The 19161-nt window shown below is 56.3% G+C and carries 13 protein-coding genes; 6 read left to right on the top strand and 7 right to left on the bottom strand.

Annotated elements, in window-relative coordinates:
- Positions 1-191 precede the first annotated feature (191 nt).
- A complete protein-coding gene (locus AS19_RS13720) occupies positions 192-1595 on the top strand; it encodes a phospholipase D family protein (RefSeq protein WP_011589970.1) in 1404 nt (467 codons plus the stop codon).
- A 66-nt stretch (positions 1596-1661) separates the two neighbouring features.
- Entirely contained in the window at positions 1662-2105 is a 444-nt protein-coding gene (locus AS19_RS13715; protein WP_035459821.1) for a thioesterase family protein, read from the top strand.
- Between the two features lie 101 nt (positions 2106-2206).
- Here AS19_RS13715 and AS19_RS13710 read toward each other — a convergent pair whose 3' ends face one another.
- Both AS19_RS13710 and AS19_RS13705 read right to left on the bottom strand, forming a co-directional pair.
- Entirely contained in the window at positions 2207-3049 is an 843-nt protein-coding gene (locus AS19_RS13710; protein WP_011589968.1) for a MerR family transcriptional regulator, read from the bottom strand.
- A 95-nt stretch (positions 3050-3144) separates the two neighbouring features.
- Positions 3145-4890, bottom strand: coding sequence for an SDR family oxidoreductase (locus AS19_RS13705; protein ID WP_052753776.1), 1746 nt, complete (start codon positions 4888-4890; stop codon positions 3145-3147).
- Between the two features lie 690 nt (positions 4891-5580).
- On the opposite strand from AS19_RS13705, the gene AS19_RS13700 reads away from it, so the two are divergent.
- A complete protein-coding gene (locus AS19_RS13700) occupies positions 5581-7875 on the top strand; it encodes a mechanosensitive ion channel domain-containing protein (protein ID WP_046962230.1) in 2295 nt (764 codons plus the stop codon).
- 163 nt (positions 7876-8038) lie between these two features.
- Here AS19_RS13700 and AS19_RS13695 read toward each other — a convergent pair whose 3' ends face one another.
- Entirely contained in the window at positions 8039-8881 is an 843-nt protein-coding gene (locus AS19_RS13695) for a metal-dependent hydrolase (RefSeq protein WP_011589964.1), read from the bottom strand.
- An 87-nt stretch (positions 8882-8968) separates the two neighbouring features.
- Here AS19_RS13695 and AS19_RS13690 point away from each other — a divergent pair, with 87 nt between their 5' ends.
- Positions 8969-9955, top strand: coding sequence for a hypothetical protein (locus tag AS19_RS13690; protein WP_011589963.1), 987 nt, complete (start codon positions 8969-8971; stop codon positions 9953-9955).
- Between the two features lie 122 nt (positions 9956-10077).
- Here AS19_RS13690 and AS19_RS13685 read toward each other — a convergent pair whose 3' ends face one another.
- Entirely contained in the window at positions 10078-12957 is a 2880-nt protein-coding gene (locus AS19_RS13685) for a GGDEF domain-containing phosphodiesterase (RefSeq protein WP_046962229.1), read from the bottom strand.
- 174 nt (positions 12958-13131) lie between these two features.
- Between AS19_RS13685 and uvrD the strand changes: the two genes are divergently transcribed.
- Positions 13132-15294, top strand: coding sequence for a DNA helicase II (gene uvrD, locus AS19_RS13680; RefSeq protein ID WP_046962389.1), 2163 nt, complete (start codon positions 13132-13134; stop codon positions 15292-15294).
- A 139-nt stretch (positions 15295-15433) separates the two neighbouring features.
- Positions 15434-16582 carry a TRAP transporter substrate-binding protein gene (locus AS19_RS13675; RefSeq protein ID WP_046962228.1) on the top strand — a complete coding sequence of 383 codons (1149 nt, stop codon included), beginning with the start codon at positions 15434-15436 and terminating at the stop codon, positions 16580-16582.
- A 64-nt stretch (positions 16583-16646) separates the two neighbouring features.
- Here AS19_RS13675 and AS19_RS13670 read toward each other — a convergent pair whose 3' ends face one another.
- The 3 genes from AS19_RS13670 to AS19_RS13660 are packed head-to-tail and all read right to left on the bottom strand — an operon-like array spanning position 16647 to position 18977.
- On the bottom strand, positions 16647-17042 hold the full coding sequence (locus AS19_RS13670; RefSeq protein ID WP_035459829.1) for an acyl-CoA thioesterase: 396 nt from the start codon (positions 17040-17042) through the stop codon (positions 16647-16649).
- 4 nt (positions 17043-17046) lie between these two features.
- A complete protein-coding gene (locus tag AS19_RS13665) occupies positions 17047-18417 on the bottom strand; it encodes a TRAP transporter large permease subunit (protein ID WP_173425788.1) in 1371 nt (456 codons plus the stop codon).
- Positions 18417-18977, bottom strand: a complete 561-nt coding sequence (locus tag AS19_RS13660) for a TRAP transporter small permease subunit (protein WP_035459831.1) — start codon at positions 18975-18977, stop codon at positions 18417-18419. The genes AS19_RS13665 and AS19_RS13660 overlap by 1 nt, the downstream gene beginning before the upstream one ends.
- Positions 18978-19161: the final 184 nt, after the last annotated feature.

The following is a 19161-nucleotide window of genomic DNA, read 5'->3' as shown; positions in this document are numbered from 1 at the left end:
ATGCGGTAAAAAGATCGTGATAGTTTGATGAATCCGAATGAATGTATGGCAGGGTTGGCACTCAGAATAGATTTTATATTCTTGTCATCAGAAGGTCATGATGGGAGCGGAGAGGACGGCGGCATGCATACCGGTTTGCGGATTAACGAGCAACCACTATGGCCAATGCATTGGTCAAAAGGTGAAGGAAAATGAGCCGAGCAACATCAGGCTCCGCACTTACACCGGTATCGTCTTTTTCTCTGGTGGCAGATAGCGATCAGGCTTTTACGCTGCGTGTTACTTTGGCGCGTTTGGCTACTCGCACACTGGATATGCAGTATTACATCTGGGATGACGACACGACCGGAAAGCTGCTCATCTACCGAGTGTTGGAGGCAGCGCGGCGGGGCGTGAGGGTGCGCATGTTGTTGGATCATGCCAATCAGCTGGGCCGGGATGTGAAGTGGGCGGTGCTGGATGCGCACCCAAATATTGAGGTGCGCCTGTTCAATCCGTTCAAGGGGCGCTACAAGCATTTTCTGCAATGGCTCTACTATGCTCCGCGATTAAATCACCGCATGCATAACAAAGCTTGGATTATGGACGGCGAACGAGCGTTGGTGGGTGGGCGTAATGTTGCGGATCACTATTTCGGCGTAAACCCATCCACTAATTTCCGTGATCTGGATCTGTATGCCCATGGCGCCATCGTGGCCGACACGCAAATGGCTTTTGATGCCTTTTGGGATAGCCCGTTAGCGGTGTCTATGAAAAGTTACCGTCATCGCACGGAGGCGACAGCGGATCGGGCCTGGCGTTGGTTGGGGCGCTGGCGCACTTCATTGCAAGGCTACCCTTACCTCTTTCCCCAGCATGAAGCATTTTTCACCGATTACTTGGCAAAACAAGAGCAGCAATGTGTGCAGGCTCCGGCAGCGTTGCTGTTTGATAGCCCTGATAAGGCCAGTGGTGCGAAGCAGACGTTGATGGGAGAGCAACTGGCGCGTTTGCTGGGCAGGCAAGACAATCGGGAGTTATTGATGGAGGCCAGTTATTTTATTCCCGGTGATGCTTTTGTTGAGGCGCTGGGAGGGTTCCAGCAGCGCGGCGGACGCGCGGCGGTGCTGACTAACAGTTTGGCCACTAATGATGTGATTGCCGCTCATGGTGCTTATGCGCGTTACCGTGCAGCACTGTTGGCTGCAGGGGTTGAGCTGCATGAATTACAGCCCAATGCCCGGGCACTGCACCGGCAGGTGCGGTTGTTCAAAGGGCGCTCCCAGGCGAGCCTGCATACCAAAGCGATGGTGTTGGATCGACGCGAAGTGTTTGTCGGTTCTTTCAACATCGATCCGCGCTCGGTGCATTTGAATACCGAAATGGGATACTACGTAGTGTCCGCTGAACTGGGGCAGCAGGTGGCGGCATTTATCGAAGAAGGGTTAGCGCCGGAAAACAGTTACCGTCTTGAAAAGCAGGAAGGCGAATTATTGTGGGGCGCGGATGGATATGACGGTAAGCCGGTCTTGTATTCCCGTGAACCCAAGGCCACCGTTTGGCGACGCATGCTGGCATGGTTATTGTCGTTATTGCCGATTGAGCGGATGTTGTAATCACAGTCGTGCTTTGGCCATGCCATGCGTCTATGTCGACGCGAAAAGAATGAAAAAAGGAAAATCATGACCCAACCGTTCTGTTTTCGTTTTCGGGTGCGCTACAACGAATGCGATGCTCAGCAAGTGGTGTTTAACGCCCGTTATGGCGATTACGTGGATATCGCCATGACTGAATTCATGCGCGCGTTGGGCTGTGATTACCGCCAGTTGCTGGCGGCGGGGCTGGATAACCAGGTGGTGAAATTGACCACCCAATGGCGGTCGCCGGCACGCTTTGACGATGTGTTGGATGTGTTTGTTTCACTTACCCATATGGGCACCACCTCGTTCTCGCTACAGGCGGATATCCGCCATGCGGACGATGGCCGTGCCATTGCCCATTCAGAAGCGGTGTATGTGATGATGACCACTGAGCCGTTCGAGAAGACAGCGGTGCCGGATGAGCTACGCGAACTGTTGCGGGCGGGCGCGCCAGGCGTCGTGATCGACCAGAGCGGCCGAGGCTGAACGCTTGGGTTCCGGCAGGGCGGGTGTGTGCGGCTTAGCCGCCAAAGACATCAAGTGCGACCTTGCCTTTGGCGGTACCTGAGGTTAGCGCGGCCAGCGCGTTATTTTTCTTCTATGTGGGCTAGCACGTTGGCAAGGCGGTCAACGAGAATTTTGTTGATGCTTTTTTCCAGCACCCGGCCGAGTTCGTCGCTAACGACGGCATCTGCCAGTGGGCGGATACGGGTAATAAAGTCGGCCAGTTTGGGTACGTCTTCGCCTTCGGGAAGGGCTTCGTCGCCGTACTTTTCATCCACCATGTGATGGATGATCATGCCGATAAAACGCTCCGCCAACTTGTCTACTTCTTTGCGCACTAGGCTTACATGGGTGAGCACTGCATCCAGCGGTACGCCCGCTTGGTTGAGCTCTTTACCCGCGTTGTAGACGCGTGGATAGGGCAGACGTAGGCGCATGCCTTCGGGGATGATATAGCCGAGTTTGACGGCCTTGGTCATTACTTCTGGTGTGATGTCTTCGCCGAAGTCGTCCAGCAGGTCCTGATAGTCCAAGTAGGAGGGGACGCTGGGAGTCTGCCAAGTGGTGACTGCTACTTCCAATCCAAGGATGTCATTGAGCTCGCGACCTTGTTCCCAGGCGCTGAGTAGATCGCGGATATTGTTGAGTGTGTAGCCGCGATCCAGCAAGGCGCCGATGATCTTCAGGCGCGCCAAATGCACATCGGTATAAATACCGGTGCGGCCGCGCTTTTCCGGGGGCGGCAGAATGCCGCGATCCTGGTAGGCGCGCACGTTACGCACCGTCGAGCCGGCTTCGAGCGCCAGTTCGTCGATGGTAAATTCTTTGTGGTCTCCGGCGTCTGCCGGTGCCTGTTGCTCAGCCGGTTGAGTGTATTTCCTCAGGCTGCGCAAAATAGCTGCGGGGTTACGGTCACTGGATTTCATGCTGGGATGATAGCCCCCTTTTTGCAGCGGGGCCACAGCCCGCAGTGGTTGCGAGGTGCACCGCTGCTTCCTACGGAGGCATGGATGCGCCTAGCTCAGGGGGTGAATTCTACCTGAGCCAGATTACGGGCCAGCGAGGGTGTGAAGCGCCCCAGCCATTGCATACCCAGAGCTTCTGGGCTGACGGGAACTACCGCGCGGTTTTTCTCTACCGCCTCGACGATGGCCTGCGCGACCCGGTCGGGAGTAAAGGCACGACGTTGGTAAAGTTTCTCAGCGTTTTTCTGGCGGCGGCTTTGTTCGTCATCGTCGACGCCTACAAAGCGGGTGTTGCGGGTGATTGGGGTATTGATGATGCCCGGACAAATGGCGCTGACGCCGATGTTGTGTTCGTCCATTTCTGCTCGCAGACACTCGCTGAACATTAACACTGCGCTCTTGCTGGTGGCATAGGCCGGCAACATGCGCGAAGGCATAAAAGCGGCGGCAGAGGCTATGTTGACGATATGCCCGGCGCGCCCTTGGTCGATCATCTGGCGGGCGAATAGCCGGCTACCATGAATCACGCCCCACAGGTTGACCCCTAGCACCTGCTGCCAATCTTTAACGCTGGTGTCGAGCAACGAGCCGGACAGGCCGATGCCGGCATTGTTGACGACGATATCCGGGGCACCTAATTCCTTTTCTACCCAAGTCGCCAGCGCTTCCATGGAGCGGGTGTTGCTGACATCGCATTTGCGGCTCAGGGCTTCGCCGCCTTCAGCGGTAATGGTGCGGGCGGTGGCGGCGGCCGCTTCGCTGTTGATGTCGGTGCACACCACTAGAGCGCCACGGCGGGCGAAAGCTAAGGCCGTTTCCCGGCCGATACCGGAACCGGCACCGGTGATGATCACCCGTTTACCGCTGTCTGGCCCGGTTGGGTGGCCTGTGGTGACCTTACTGCGTTGCAGCGGCCCGGCGGCAGGGGCGCCTTCGATGTGGTGAATGAATTCTCGAATCCATTTGGCAGTTACATCCGGGTGCTGCAAGAGCGGGCCCCAGTGGCCACAATCCAGCTCGCGGCGCCAAAGTTGCTCGGTCCATTGTGGTAGATCTTCGAGCATGGCTGGGCGTACATAATTGTCTTCGCGGGCAACGATTAGCTGTACCGGTACTTTGGTGTAACGCTCACGGGGTTTGAGCAGGCAGGGCAGCATGTTGGCGCGGTACAGTTCAATCCCGTGGGTGCCATCCTGCAGTTGGGTGACGCTAGCTTCACTGTAAAGGTTCTCGGTGCGCCGCAGTACCTGTGGCCAGACCTTGGCTAGCCCGACTTTCCACAATGCCGGGGCTAACACTGGTAACTGAAAGGCGCCGATATACCAAGAGTGGGCGAGTTGGTTGAGCACGGCGCCAATTTTTTGCTCGCGCAGCCGGGCATTCATCCATTGCCCCACATGGTCGAGGCAAGGACCAGACAGGGTCGTATAGGACGCGATACGGTGCTCAGCGTTGGGCTCGGTGACCGATTCCCACGTTTGAACGGAGCCCCAGTCGTGCCCCACCAGATGGACTTTTTCATCGGGGCAAACTGCATCCATAACCGCATGCAGGTCGCCACGCAGCTGGGACAGCTTATAGGCCGCGCGGTTCTTGGGGGTGGAGGAGTTACCGGCGCCGCGCACATCGTAGGCGACCACTTTAAAATCTCGGCTGAGCCGTTCCGCCACTTTTTCCCAGACATGGCTGGCGTCCGGGTAGCCGTGTACCAGCACCACGGTGGGGCTTTTGTCGGGACTCCAGGTCCGCACGGCCAAGTCTATGCCATTACGGCTCACTTTACTGTCGCGCCACTGCACCATCAGGCTGCTTCCTCTTGCTTGTCGCTGTTGTTGTGGTTGCTTGTATCTAACCGGTGGGCCGCGATGGCAGTTAGCCAGCGGGGCCCATGATCGTCCACCAGTAGCAATGCGCTGTAGGCTACGTTGTCGGTGCCGTCGCTCAGCGTTGGCCCTGCCCTTCACCAATACGGTCGCCTTCATGCCGTGCTTGAGGCTGTTTGTTTACGGTAGCCCGCACAAACGGCTATGCAATGGCGCCAAGGGCGCATTGGCTGTGCCGTTGGGGGGTGGCCTTGGCAATGTAGCGAGAGCGAACCGCAGCGCAGTCTATAACTCGTGCCGATACCATAACGCTGGGTGGCCGATCTGTAAGCCTTTGTTGGCTTGCTCCAAAGTATGGATATAAGGAGCTAAAGCCTGAGCGTCAGGGCTCCAGAATGCGTTCCTTAACGCTGCCACTGAGTGGTATTGATCGTTACTCAATGAATAACCAAACCTGATAGTTACAGTGAATAATGTCACGGTCAACCTAAGGGATTGGCACTTCCTCGCCGCCGGTGGTTCGCTAGGGCCAATTCGCAATTGATAAATCACGTAATTCCTTGCCGTAATCTTCACATTGTCCACGCTCTTGATTGTTAGGGTGGGCGCCTGAATGACCATCGAATGAATGTATTTTGCTCGGCGTTAGCCGGGGTAAGGAGATCAGTGATGAGCCATCACCCCCAGCTTTTACGGGGCATGACAGCCTGTCTTTCTCTTATTCTTCTGCTATTTACGGCCGCTGCGCCTGCGCAGGAGCCGGTCGCGAAAGCCAATCAATACGGTGAGCTGGCGGACCTGCTGGAGGATGACGCCAGCCGCCAGCTGTTGATCGACCAACTGCGCGATTTACAGGAAGGGGCGGTATCAGCGCCTATCGGGGTGGAGGATGATGCGCCGGCCGCAGAGATCGCCGATAAGGCCCCCAGTGGGCAAACCGCAGAGCAGGTCTCACTGGCCCGGCGGATGGCATCGGTTACCGGCGGTTTGGCGGGTGATATGGGCCGGCAGTTTGTGGCGTTAGGCGCCTTGGTTACGGGATGGTTTGGCGCCGACGCTGAGCCTGCTGGTGCGCCAGCAGCCTCCTCATCGTTGGATATGAAAACGGCGAGCGCGGCGCTATTGAATCTGGTGATTCTGGCGGTTGTCACGTTTGTTGTGTTTTGGGCATTACGGGCACTGGCCAGCTCGATCTTTGCGCGTCTTAGTCACTGGGCCGGTGCTGGTCCAGCGAAGCTGGCTATTTTACGCACCACGGCGGCGGTAGCGTTGGCAATTCTTGTGGATGGGGTTGTGGTGGTTTTGGCTTATCTGGCCGGTACCTTTGTGACGCCGTTATTGAGCGAACAGCTGGGGGCGGATGCCACCCGATTGGCGCTGTTTTTGAATGCGTTTTTATTGGTGGAACTCGCTAAAGCGGGGCTGCGAGTGTTTTTCTCCTCGCGCTATGAAGGCCTGCGGTTGTTGCCGGTAGCGCAGCAGCAGGCTCGCTACTGCAATCGTTTTCTTGCCCGTGAGGCCGGGCTGATTGGCTATGGTTTGCTGGTGCTAGTGCCGATGTTGAATTTCAATTTTTCTCCTGTATTGGGTAGCGCTGTTAGCACGGTGGTTATGCTGGTGGCGTTGATTTATGCAGCCACCGTCATTTTGCGTAAACGCACGGTGCTGCGTGATGCGTTGAAGCAACGGGCGAGCGCCAGAACCGGGGTGGTGCGTTTAATGTGGCTGGTATTGGCGCGTAGCTGGCATTGGCTGGCACTTACGTACGCCTTGCTGGTATTTGCCGTTACGGTACTGAACCCCGAAACCGCCTTGCCCTATGTGGCGCTAGCAACACTGGAGACGCTGGTGTTTGTGGGGCTGGGCTTGCTGGGGTCTGTTGCATTAGGGCAATTGATCGGCAAGGAAATACAGCTTCCCGAGGGGCTGAAAGCCAGCATGCCGCATCTGCAAGATCGGGTGAACATTTATGTTCCCACTGGGCTGAAAGTGATCCGTGCGCTGATATTGGCGTTGGTGATTGTGATGTCGCTGGATGCTTGGGCCTTATATGACTTGGGTGCTTGGTATGCCACGACAACCGGCACCCAGGCGGTTTCGGCCCTGGTCGATATTCTGATTATTCTGGCGTTGGCCGCGGCGGTGTGGGTTGTGTTGGCTAGCCTGGTGGAACATAAATTCTGCCCTGATGAAAACAGCACCCCAGCTCAGGCCGCCCGTGGTGAAACCCTACTTGGCCTGTTCCATACTACGTTGGCCATTACCATTATTATCATGACGGTGATGATTGTGCTTTCCGAAGTGGGTGTGGATATCGGGCCGCTGATTGCCGGTGCCGGTGTGCTCGGCCTGGCCGTTGGCTTCGGCGCACAGAAGCTGGTTCAGGATGTGATTACTGGGGTGTTTATCCAATTGGAAAATGCCATGAACACGGGGGATTTCGTTGGTGTTGGTGCTCACTCCGGCACCGTGGAGCGTGTGGGTATTCGGTCGGTGGCGTTGCGTGACCTGTATGGTACTTACCACATAGTGCCGTTTTCCTCGGTGGATGCGGTGTCTAATTACACCCGTGAATTCGGTAATCATGTGGGTGAATATGGCATTGCTTATCGCGAGAGCATCGACGATGCCATCGTGCAGCTGGAGGCTGCGTTTGAAGCGTTGAAGGACGGCGAGCACAGGAAGGATATTCTGGCTCCGCTGGAAGTGGCTGGGGTGTCGGCCTTAGCGGACAGTTCGGTGAATATCCGTACGGTGATTAAAACCACGCCGGGCAACCAGTGGGCTGTGGGGCGTGCCTTCAATCGGCTAGTGAAGATCTACTTCGACAAAGCGGGCATTGAAATTCCGTTCCCGCACACCACGCTGTATTTCGGTGAAGACCGGGACGGCAGCGCCCCGGCGGCAAACGTTCGCCTCGCTGATGATCGGGTTGTTTCCACCCAAGTTGGCAATGGGGGGTAAATCTCCGTGTTCCACAAAAACGCCGGCGATCGAGCCGGCGCTTTCTTAGGTGAAAATTTGAGGTTGTAACGTGGCATCGGTGGAATCAAATCAAAAAAAAGGCCGGCAAAAATGCCGACCCTGAAAATCACCGGAAAAGGGAGAGCACGGTGAAGTAAAACGGTTATGCCGCGTCCTTGAGACGGTCGCCAAGCAGGGCTTTGAAGTTTTTCAGGTGTTCGCGGTTGTCGTGGTCCCAAGGGTGAAAGCCGGGTTTGAACCAATCAAACCAAGGTTTGGTGATGTTCAGGAAAACCCCTTTGCGGCCCCAAGTGTGTTTGGCCACCGCTCGCCAGCCCTTCAGGTCGGTCAGGCCACCCTTGATGCGTACATTGTGTAAATAAAAGGGGGTGAACAGGGTAAAGAACGCGGCGGTAGACAATACCAGAGTGCTGCTGCGCAGGGCGTAGGCGCCAAGATTGCTGTCTTCGCCGATAACGGTACGGTATACATCGAAGGCCACGGCCTTGTGTTCGGTTTCCTCTAGAGCGTGCCAATACCAGATGGCCTTATAGTCTTCGTCTGAGCCATCCATGATTTCCGGTAGGTCTAGCAGGCCGCCGCCAAGAATGGCGGTCAGGTGTTCCAGAGATACGGTGATGGCTAATTGAATGGCCTCTGGGCTGTATTGCTGAACCACGCCAAGTAGCTTGGCAACAATGGCCTCTTGGGCATGCAAGGGAACGCCCGCCTGGGCAACGAAGTCATTGTACTCTTCGTGCTCACGGCCGTGGATGGCTTCCTGACCGATAAAGGCGGTTACGGCCTTTTTCAGTTCTGGATCGGTAATCTGGTCGCGATAATTGCGGACGCTGTTGATAAAGAAGCGTTCACCGACCGGGAAGAACAGGCTCATGGTGTTGAGGAACTGGCTAATATTCAGACCGTCCCGGTGCCAGGTCAGCGCCTTGGCCGGGTTCAGGTTGAATTTTAAATTTCGTCGAATAGGTAGAATCGAGGTCGACATTATACATTCCTCCGCAACTGTTACATCACTGGATGATACAATTGATGTGCGTATCATCAAGAACTTTCTTCATAGGGAAGGTAAAAAATGGCGAGTAATAAACAAGAAGTGGCGAATCGTTTACTGGATGGGCTGATTGGTTATCTATTGGCGCGCCTCTCGCCGGGGCATCTGGATTCGTTGATCGTTGATGAGCTGGATTACATTCTTGAGAAAGCGGCAAGCTACTCCTTGAATCAGTGGGTACAGGCTGAGCAGGTGTTTGCCACGGCGCAGAAGTACGCGGTGAAGATGGATATCAGTGGTGCGATTCCCGAGCTGGTGGGCGATATGGTGGAGCAATTCTATGACCACGCTATCCAGAGCGAACGCATTGTGGAAGAAGTTATCGATGAGGCCGTGGTGATGGCTCTGTTCGATAAGGTGCTGGAAATCCCATTGTCTCGGGAAGGGATGGCTTGGCTGGGGCGCAACCCGGTGTTGCTGGCGTTGCTGGCGGGGGGGGCCCAGCTGGGAATCAAGACGCTGTTGCATCAGGGCTTACCTAGCCCCTTTCGCGGCCAGTTGAGCAAACGATTACCGGAGCGCTGGCTGGCCAGCCTAGAGATCCGCTTGCAGGAATGGTTGCTGCGCCGTACGGAGCAATTATTGAGTGACCCTTATTTGTACTGTGACGAGAACGTAGCTGAACTGCGTGAGCTGGTGAAGGTGGCCTGGCAGGATTTTGGGCAACGCCCGGTGGCGGACGTGAAAGAGCTGGTGAGCAGTGAGGATATTCAAGAGCTGTTCGTGATCGTGTTCGAGTATTGGCGGGAGCTTCGCCACACAGATTACTTCAATGTCATGTTGGAATCCGGGGTGCAGGCGTTTTTTGATAAATACGGTGATACCAGCCTGACGGGCTTGCTTGATGAATTGGGTGTGACCCGCGAGCTGATGTTGGATGATGCTCGTCGCTTCCTGCCGCCGGTGATGGCTAAGCTGCAGGAAGAAGGCTTGCTAGAGGCATGGTTGCGTCGCCATCTGGAAGGGTATTTTCAGGCGGAGGAGACGCTGGAGATGCTTAAGGGTTAGTGCGTGGATACGCGCCGCAATCAGCTTAAGGAGCCTCAGCAACGCTATTTCATGCTCAGCCTTGCCGCTGGTTCGTTGCCCTTGGCCAAGGTAACGACGGTGGTGCCGTGAGTCAGCGATTCTCAATGATCAATGGCGTCCCTATACGCTTGGGTGTGCAGTAATTCTAGTAACTCAGATTCCGGTACGGGTCGGCTTATCAGGTAGCCCTGGATGCTGTCACAATGCATGTCTCGCAGAATGCTCAGGTGATCTGCGGTTTCCACCCCTTCGGCGATTACGTTCATTTTCAGGCTATGGGCCATGTCGATGATGGCGCGGGTAATGGCGGCATCGTCCGGGTTCTTGTCTAGCTCCATGATAAATGAGCGATCAATTTTCAAGGTATCTACCGGGAAACGCTTCAGGTAGCTGAGCGAGGAGTAGCCAGTGCCGAAGTCGTCCAGGGCTAACTCAACACCCCGGCTGCGCAATTGCTGGAGCAGTTCGATGTTCTGCTCCATGTCTTCCATGATTAGGCTCTCGGTGAGTTCTAATTCCAACAGGTGCGGGGACAGTTCCGTGGTGGATAGGACTCGATCGATGGTTTCCGCTACGTTTCCTTTGCGGAACTGGTGAGCAGAAAGGTTTACTGAGACGCAGATCTCGCCGAGGCCTTGTTTCTGCCACTTGTGTGCTTGGCGACAGGAGCGTTCCAGTACGAGCTCACCAATGGCAGAGATCAACCCGGTTTCTTCGGCTAGCGGTATAAAGTCTGCCGGTGGAAGCAGGCCCATGGTGGGGTGCTGCCAACGCACTAGGGCTTCCACCGAGGTAATTCGATTGCTGGCCAGGTTCATTTTGGGTTGGTAGTGCACCACGAATTCGTTCTTGAAAATGGCCTTGCGCAGGCTAGTTTCCAAGGCCAGTTGTTCTACTGAGGCCACGCGCATGTTGCTGCGGTAAAATTGGAAATTATTGCCGCCGCTACGTTTGGCCTGATACACCGCCATGTCGGACTGGTTGATCATGCTCTGCGCTTCTTTGGCGGTATCCGGGAATATGCTGATACCGATGCTTGCGCCCAAAAGTAGTTCGTGGCCGTCAATCAGGAACGGCTTTTTCATGGCATTGATAAGTTGTTGGCACTGCTGACTGATGCTGCCTTCGCTGCCATGATTTTCTAATAATAGGGTGAATTCATCGCCGCCGACCCGAGCCAAGGACTCTTGCCCGCCGGCATGTTGGGCCATGCGTTCGGCGGCTGCTTTTAGCAGACGATCGCCGATTTCATGTCCTAGGGATTCGTTAATGGGCTTGAAACGGTCTAGGTCGATCATTAACAGGGCGACCTTTTGGCGGTTCAGGCGGGCAAGGGTTAGTGACTTGTGTAGATGCTCGCGGAACTGGGTGCGGTTGGCTAGGCCGGTGAGGCGGTCATAGTTGGAGAGAAACTGTAGTTGTTGCTCGGTTTCCTTACGCGCGGTCAGGTCAGACATCATCCCCACATAGCGGATTACCCGTTTCTGCTCGTCTCGCACCGCGCTCATCTGTAGCCATTCCGGATATATTTCGCCGTTACGGCGGCGTTCGTTGATTTCCCCTTCCCAGAAGCCGTTATCGAGCAGGGCGGCGGTAATCTCCAGATAGATTTCCCGGTTCGCCTGGGCGCCTTCTTCTTCCAAGATACGGCGGCCGATAAGCGGAGACTCGGTATAGCCGGTGATCTGCTCGAAGCGGGTGTTTACGGCAAGGAAACGGAATTTATGATCAAGAATGAAAATGCCTTCTGGGGCGTTTTCAAACACGGTTGCGGCTAACCGTTGTTGTTCCTGGGCCTGGCGATCTTCGGTGATATCACGACGCGTGCCGATCATGCGTATGGCGCGACCGCTTTCGCTGCGGGACACCACTCGACCTTCGTCCTCAATCCAGCGCCAGCTGCCGTCTGCGTGGCGCAATCTATAAACCGCGTGGTAGCGGGGGTCTTCACCCTTGAAGTGCGAAACCATGGCTTGGCGGATTCGAGCCAGGTCATCCGGATGAACCAAGGTATCCAAGTCGCCGAAGAAGTTTTTGAAGTAGGCGCTGTCGTATCCTAGCAGGCGGTCGAAATTAGTGTGGTGATTGAGTCCGGTATCCAGCATCCAATCCCACAGGCCGATGTTGCTGGCTTCCAAGGCTAGCTCTAGTCGTTCGCTGGTCGCCGCCAAGGCGGTGTTGGTTTCGCCTAAGGCTCGGGTGCGTTCCTGCACCATGCTTTCTAGTCGATCGTTGGTGTCTTGTAATCGCTGGCGAGCGTCTTTGCGATCGTAAATCTCTTGAGCCAGTTTCTCGTTCAGAGCTTCAGCGTCGCTGCGTGCGCGGTTCAGGTAATCAATCAGTGAGCGGTTGTTGGCTTGCAACATCATGGCTTTGTGGCCGGTGTAATTGATGCGACGGGCGGCGACCAGGAAGAACAACCCCAGCAGGGACATCAGTAGGACCAGTGCCAATTGACTGTGTTGCTGGGTTTCCGATAGGCGAGCCACTGCTGGGCCGAGCAGCATGATCAAATACAAAAACACGGTGGGGAAATGGCTACTGTAGGCGACCAGCGCCGTGGTGCTTAGGCCTAAGCCCAGACAAATTAATACCAGTTGTGCGCCTAGCATTGGCGGGCTGAATAGGCTATCCAAAGGGTTGAACAGGTAGCCGGCCAAACCGATCAATAAGGGCGAGGCGAGAGCGAGGGCTGAGAGCATACGCCTGAACAAGGGCAGGGCTTCTTGGCCATCTAGTTGGCGACGGTAATAGGACAGAATAAATAAACGGGCAATCTGTACCACGGCAATGATGCCAAACCAGGTTAGCACGGTTGGCTGGGACACGGGGCTGTGCCAGTAAACCCACGCCAGGATAATGACGGCGGCACTTTCCAACAGCAACAGTTCGGCGATGCCGCTTAGCAGCAATTGGCATTGCTCATTAAGCACACCATTAAACTGGGGTGCTGGCTGGAATGATGGGGGCTGTAATGACACCGTTTACGTTTCCTCTGGCTTAAGAGCCGAGTGTTTTTGTTTCCAGTTTACCCACAGGCTGGGGGCGAGGGAAACCGACTTTCTTGGGAGAGAGGAGGGAAGTATCGGGACAGGGGAAAATTGCCCTCTCCGGCGGGCATCACCGGCAAGGACATTCTGCTAAACTTTCGCGCCATGGATGACGTGACTTCCCTTATTGATGGTTTGAACCCGGCCCAGCGCGATGCGGTGGCTGCCGATGATCAACACTTGCTGGTGCTGGCGGGGGCCGGTTCCGGCAAAACCCGCGTGTTGGTACACCGTATCGCCTGGCAGATTGCCACCGAACAGGCTTCGCCGTTCGGTATTTTGGCGGTGACCTTTACTAACAAAGCCGCTGCGGAAATGCGCGGGCGTATTGAGCAGCTGCTGGACATGTCTGCCGATGGCATGTGGGTGGGCACTTTTCATGGTATTGCCCATCGCCTGCTGCGCGCCCACTGGCAGGAGGCCGGTCTCCCCCAAGGCTTCCAGATCATTGATGCGGATGACCAAATCCGGCTGATCAAGCGAGTCAGCAAGGAATTGGGCCTGGATGAACAACGCTGGCCAGCCCGTCAGGCCACCTGGTTTATTAATAGTCAGAAAGACGAAGGACTCCGCGCTCGGCATATGGATACCGGCGGCGACCTGTTCGCGTTGACCATGCAGAAGATCTACTTCGCCTATGAAGAGGCCTGCGAGCGGGGCGGGTTGGTAGATTTCAACGAAATGCTGCTACGGGTACTGGAGCTGTTCCGCGACAACAACAACCTGCGCGGCCACTACCAGCGTCGCTTCCGGCACATTTTGGTAGACGAGTTCCAAGATACCAACAGCATCCAGTACGCCTGGTTGCGGTTGCTGGCGGACGAAAATAATGCGGTCACCATTGTCGGTGACGATGATCAGTCCATTTATGGCTGGCGTGGCGCCAAGATCGAGAACATCCACAAATTCAGCCGCGACTTCCCGGATACCCGTACCATTCGCTTGGAGCAGAATTACCGTTCCACCGGCACTATTCTGAAAGCGGCCAACGCGGTGATCGGCCATAACAGTGACCGCCTAGGCAAGGAACTGTGGACCGAGGGCGGCGATGGCGATTTGATCCGCCTCTATTCTGGTTTCAATGAAGTGGATGAAGCGCGCTTTATTGCCGGGCGCATGGATAAGCTATTTCAGGAAGGCACCGCGCGGCGGGAAATGGCGGTGCTGTACCGCTCCAACGCCCAGTCGCGGGTGCTGGAAGAGGCTTTTCTGCAGGCGGGGATTCCCTACCGTATCTATGGCGGGCAACGCTTCTTCGAGCGGGTGGAAATCAAAAATGCACTGGCCTATCTGCGCCTACTCAGCCACCGCCATGCGGATGCCGCCTTCGAGCGAGTGGTGAACACACCTACCCGCGGCATTGGCAACAAGACCCTAGAAACCCTGCGTGAGGTGGCGCGGCAGCGTAACGTGTCCCTGTGGGACGCTGCCCAGGCAGTCGTTAGTGAGCAGTTGCTTACCGCTCGAGCCATTAATGCGTTGGCGGTGTTCCTGAATCTAATCGCCCAGCTGGAGCAGCAGTGCGATGGGTTGTCGTTGGCGGAAACTACCGAGCATGTGATTGAAGCCAGTGGGTTGCTGGAATTTCATGGCAAGGAAAAGGGCGAGAAGGGCCAGCAGCGGCTGGAAAACCTGCGCGAACTGCTTTCCGCCACCCGGGAATTCGGTGATGAGGATGAGGACTCCGAGCTCGATAGCCTCACCGCATTTCTGGATCACGCGGCGCTGGAATCCGGGGAGGGCCAGGCTGACGCCCACGAGGACGCGGTGCAGATGATGACCCTGCACTCGGCCAAGGGGCTGGAATTTCCGGTGGTCTTTATTACCGGCATGGAAGAAGGCTTGTTCCCCCACAAGATGTCCAGCGAAGAGCCGGGCCGGTTGGCGGAAGAGCGCCGCCTTTGCTACGTGGGCCTGACACGGGCCATGCGCGAGCTGTATCTGACCCACGCGGAAAGCCGCCGGTTGTACGGTAACGAAAATTACAATCCACCCAGCCGTTTTCTGCGAGAGATTCCCGCCGAAACGCTGGAGGAAGTTCGCGCCCGTGCAGGGTTCAGCCGGCCCATGGGCGGTGCGGCTAAACCCATTCGTGAAACCGAGTCTAACGGCATCAGCCTGGGTGCTCGGGTGTTACACCCGAAATTCGGGGAAGGTACGATTTTGCAATTTGAAGGGCAGGGGCCTAATGCGCGCCTACAAATCAATTTCGATGGCGCGGGCACCAAATGGCTGGTTAGCCAATACGCTCGGCTGGAAGTGATATAGGGCTGGCGGCTCGCTTGATTCTCGCCCCCCTGATGCCTGACGCTGAAACGAAAGACGGTCTGGCATTGGCATGTAGTGTCAGGCTGCAAAAATAAACCGAAAGCGGCAGAACTGCCGCTCACTATCGGAGGATGTCCCATTGGATCGCCGTAAATTTGTTTCTGCCCTAGGTTTGGGGCTGGGAGGCTTGGCGCTGGCCGGCTGTGAACAGAAAGATTGCCCGCCGACAGACAAGGCGGTGGTGACACCGCCGGAACCTGAGGAGAAAAAACTCAGGCCACAGACCTATGAGTGGAAAATGGTTACCACTTGGCCAAAGAACTATCCGGGGTTGGGTGCGGGCGCCAACCGCTTTGCCAAACGGGTGGAAGAAATGTCGGCCGGGCGAATTAAGATCAAGGTTTATGGCGCCAAAGAATTGGTGCCGGCCTTTGAGGTGTTTGACGCGGTACGCCAGGGCAGTGCGGAAATGGGCCATGGGGCTGCCTATTATTGGAAAGGAAAACATCCTGCCACGCCGTTTTTCACCGCTGTGCCCTTTGGGCTCACAGCCCAGGAAATGAATGGCTGGCTGCACCATGGCGGGGGGCAGGAACTGTGGGATGACTTGTATGCCCAGTTCAATCTTAAGCCTTTTGCCTGTGGTAACACCGGTACGCAAATGGCGGGCTGGTTCAATAAAGAAATCAACAGCATTGAAGACCTGAAAGGGTTGAAGATACGTATGCCAGGCCTGGCTGGGGAAGTGTTGGGCAAGGTGGGTGCTACCCCGGTACAGCTGCCGGGTGCCGAGGTGTTTACCTCGCTGCAAACCGGGGCCATTGATGCGGCGGACTGGGTTGGGCCCTACAACGACCTGACCTTTGGCCTGCACCGGGTAGCTGAGTACTACTACTATCCGGGCTGGCAAGAGCCCGGCCCAACGCTAGAGCTGACCATTAACAAAAAGGTGTGGGAAGGCCTTCCCGTAGACCTGCAGGCGATCATTCGCTACGCGGCCCAGTCCGAAAACCAGGACATGCTGGATGAATACACCGCCCGCAATAATGCCGCCTTGGATGAGCTGGTTAACAAACATGGGGTGAAGTTGCGTCGCCTGCCGGACGATGTGCTTAAGGCCCTGAAGGATGCCAGCGATGATGTGATCGAAACCCTCGTGGCGGGCAACAAGGACGCACGTAAGGTATACGACTCCTATCGCGGTTTCCGGGATCAGTCGTTGCAATCTATGACGGTGGCGGAGCAGTCGTACATGAATGTGCGCAGCGAGCTACAAGTTAAAGGTTAAAAGCGCGGCAGGGGCCTGGCCCGTGGGACGGCCCGCGTTACGGCGTGTCACTAGCGGTTGGCGGTTAATCCCGTGGCACTGCCCGGGTGCGGCCCGTGTCGTCAATCGCTACGAAAGTGAAATGCCCTTCGGTAACTTTCGACAAGGTGCCGGAATCTTCGCGAATCCATACTTCTACCAGGATCTGCATGGAGCTGCGGCCGATGTCTTGTAGCTGGGTATAGCAGCTGACAACAGCGCCCACGGGAACCGGGCGCAAGAACGCCATGGAATCAATGGCTACGGTGGCCACGCGGCCACGGGCTTTTTTGCGGGCAGTGACGGCACCGGCCAGGTCCATCTGCGAAACTAGCCATCCGCCGAAAATATCCCCATTCCAGTTGGCGCTTTGCGGCATGGCAATGGTTTGGATGGCAAGGGTGCCAATCGGCTGGGGCACGTCGTCAGTGTGGTCTGTCATCTTATTATCCGTAGAGCGTATGAGGCAGCCAGGTGGCGAGTTCAGGGAACAGCGCCAGAATGCCCAGCATGATTAATTGTATAAAGATAAAGGGTATCACGCCTTGATAAATGTGCGTGGTTTTAACCTCTGCCGGCGCCACCCCGCGTAGATAAAACAGCGCGAACCCGAAGGGTGGGGTCAGAAACGAAGTTTGCAAGTTCAATGCAATCATTACGCCAAGCCAGATGGGGTCCAGCCCCATGCCCAGCAGAACCGGGGCGACAATGGGCACCACCACAAAGGTGATCTCGATAAAGTCGAGAATGAAGCCGAGTAGGAAAATCAGCAGCATCACCATGACGGTGGCACCAATCACTCCACCGGGCATGGCGGCGAACAGATTGTGCACCGCTTCCTCGCCGCCAAAACCCCGGAACACCAGTGAAAATAGGCTGGCGCCGATCAGGATCATGAACACCATGGCGGTGACTCGGCTGGTGGCTCGAACCACCTCGCCAAGGATGGTTCTGTTCAGGTGTCGATTGGCCGCCCCCAGCAGCAGGGCACCAAAGGCGCCGACGCCGGCGGCTTCCGTGGGGGTGGCCTTGCCGGTGAGAATGGAGCCCAGCACCGCCGCAATTAATAATAGGGGGGGGAGCAAGCCACCAAGCAGGGAGCGCCAGCCGCGGGCTTTGCCGTCGGCGGGCGCAAAGGCGGGAGCCCATTGTGGTTTTAACAGGCTGATCGCCACCACATAGAGCAGGTACAGACCTACTAGAATCAGTCCGGGAATCAAGGCGCCGACAAATAAATCGCCCACCGATACGGTATCCAGCGACCACAGACCCTGCTTGAGCTGGGCGTCCTGATAGGCGTTAGCCAGCACATCGCCCAGTAATACCAGGGCTATCGAGGGGGGAATAATCTGCCCGAGGGTGCCGGTGGCGCAGATCAGCCCGGTGGATAATTGTGGTTGATAGCCCTGACGCAGCATGGTGGGCAACGAGAGCAGGCCCATAGTGACCACGGTGGCGCCGACAATGCCGGTGCTGGCGGCGAGCAGGGCGCCCACCAGAATAATCGCTAGCCCCATGCCGCCAGGGAGTGGCCCGAATAGCTGGCCCATGCTGGACAGCAGTTTTTCCGCCACCCGAGATTTCTCTAGCATCACGCCCATGAATACGAACAGGGGTACCGCCATTAGTGTGCTGTTTTCGATGATCCCGAATAGTCGGTTGGGCACAAAACTCAGGTCAGAAGGAGAAAAGGTACCAGTAAGGATGCCGCCAGCTGCAAACAGCAGCGCGGTGCCGCCTAGGGCAAAGGCCACTGGGTAGCCGGTAAGCAATACCACGCATACGGCCACAAACATGGACAAGGGAAGCCATTCCATCACAGGCCCTCCTCCGGGTGTTTCTCATGTTCGGTGGTGCGTGGGGGAAGGGGGGCGCCAAGTAACGTTAGCCCATGGCGTAGCAGTTCAGCCAATGCCTGCACACTCAGCAATGCGGGCAGCACTAGCAACAGGCTTTTGAGCAGATAGACATAGGGCAGGCCGCCGTTGGCGGAGCCCTCCTGCTCGCGCCAGCTACTGGCCACATAATCCAGAGATAACCAGAAAATTGCCACGCAGATGGGCAGTAGCAAAAACAGGGTGCCTAGCAGATTCACCCAGGCCTGCCCGCGCGGGCTAAAACGCTGGTAGAGCACATCCACCCGGACATGTTCGTCTTCGGCCAAGGTGTAGGCGATGGCTAACATAAAGAGGCTGCCGTGCAGATAGGTCAGGGATTCTTGCAGGGCAATGTTGCCGATGTTGAACCCATAGCGCAGAACGACGACTAGCACCATGCCCAGTACTAGCAGCAGCGCCAGCCAAGCGCTGCCGCGGCCGATGGTGGTGGTAAAAGCGGCCAGCCATTGCTGGCCGTTCTGTAGGTTCTGTTTTGTCATTATTGTCAGGGGATAGCGAGAAAACAGGCATTATACGGAAAACGCCACAGGCAGCACGCATTCCGGGTGTGGGCTGGGCTAGGGTGTCTGTAGCCTGAATCTGATCTCAGTGTAATGTCGTTGTCACAAACCCTCTCTAGCATGCGCTGTGCTGAAACATGAACTGGCTTGCAACACGCGCAAG

Source organism: Alcanivorax sp. NBRC 101098 (assembly GCF_001010505.1).
Taxonomy (GTDB): Bacteria; Pseudomonadota; Gammaproteobacteria; order Pseudomonadales; family Alcanivoracaceae; genus Alcanivorax; species Alcanivorax borkumensis.
Note: the sequence above shows the minus strand (reverse complement) of the source record. Positions and strands in the feature narration are given on the sequence as shown.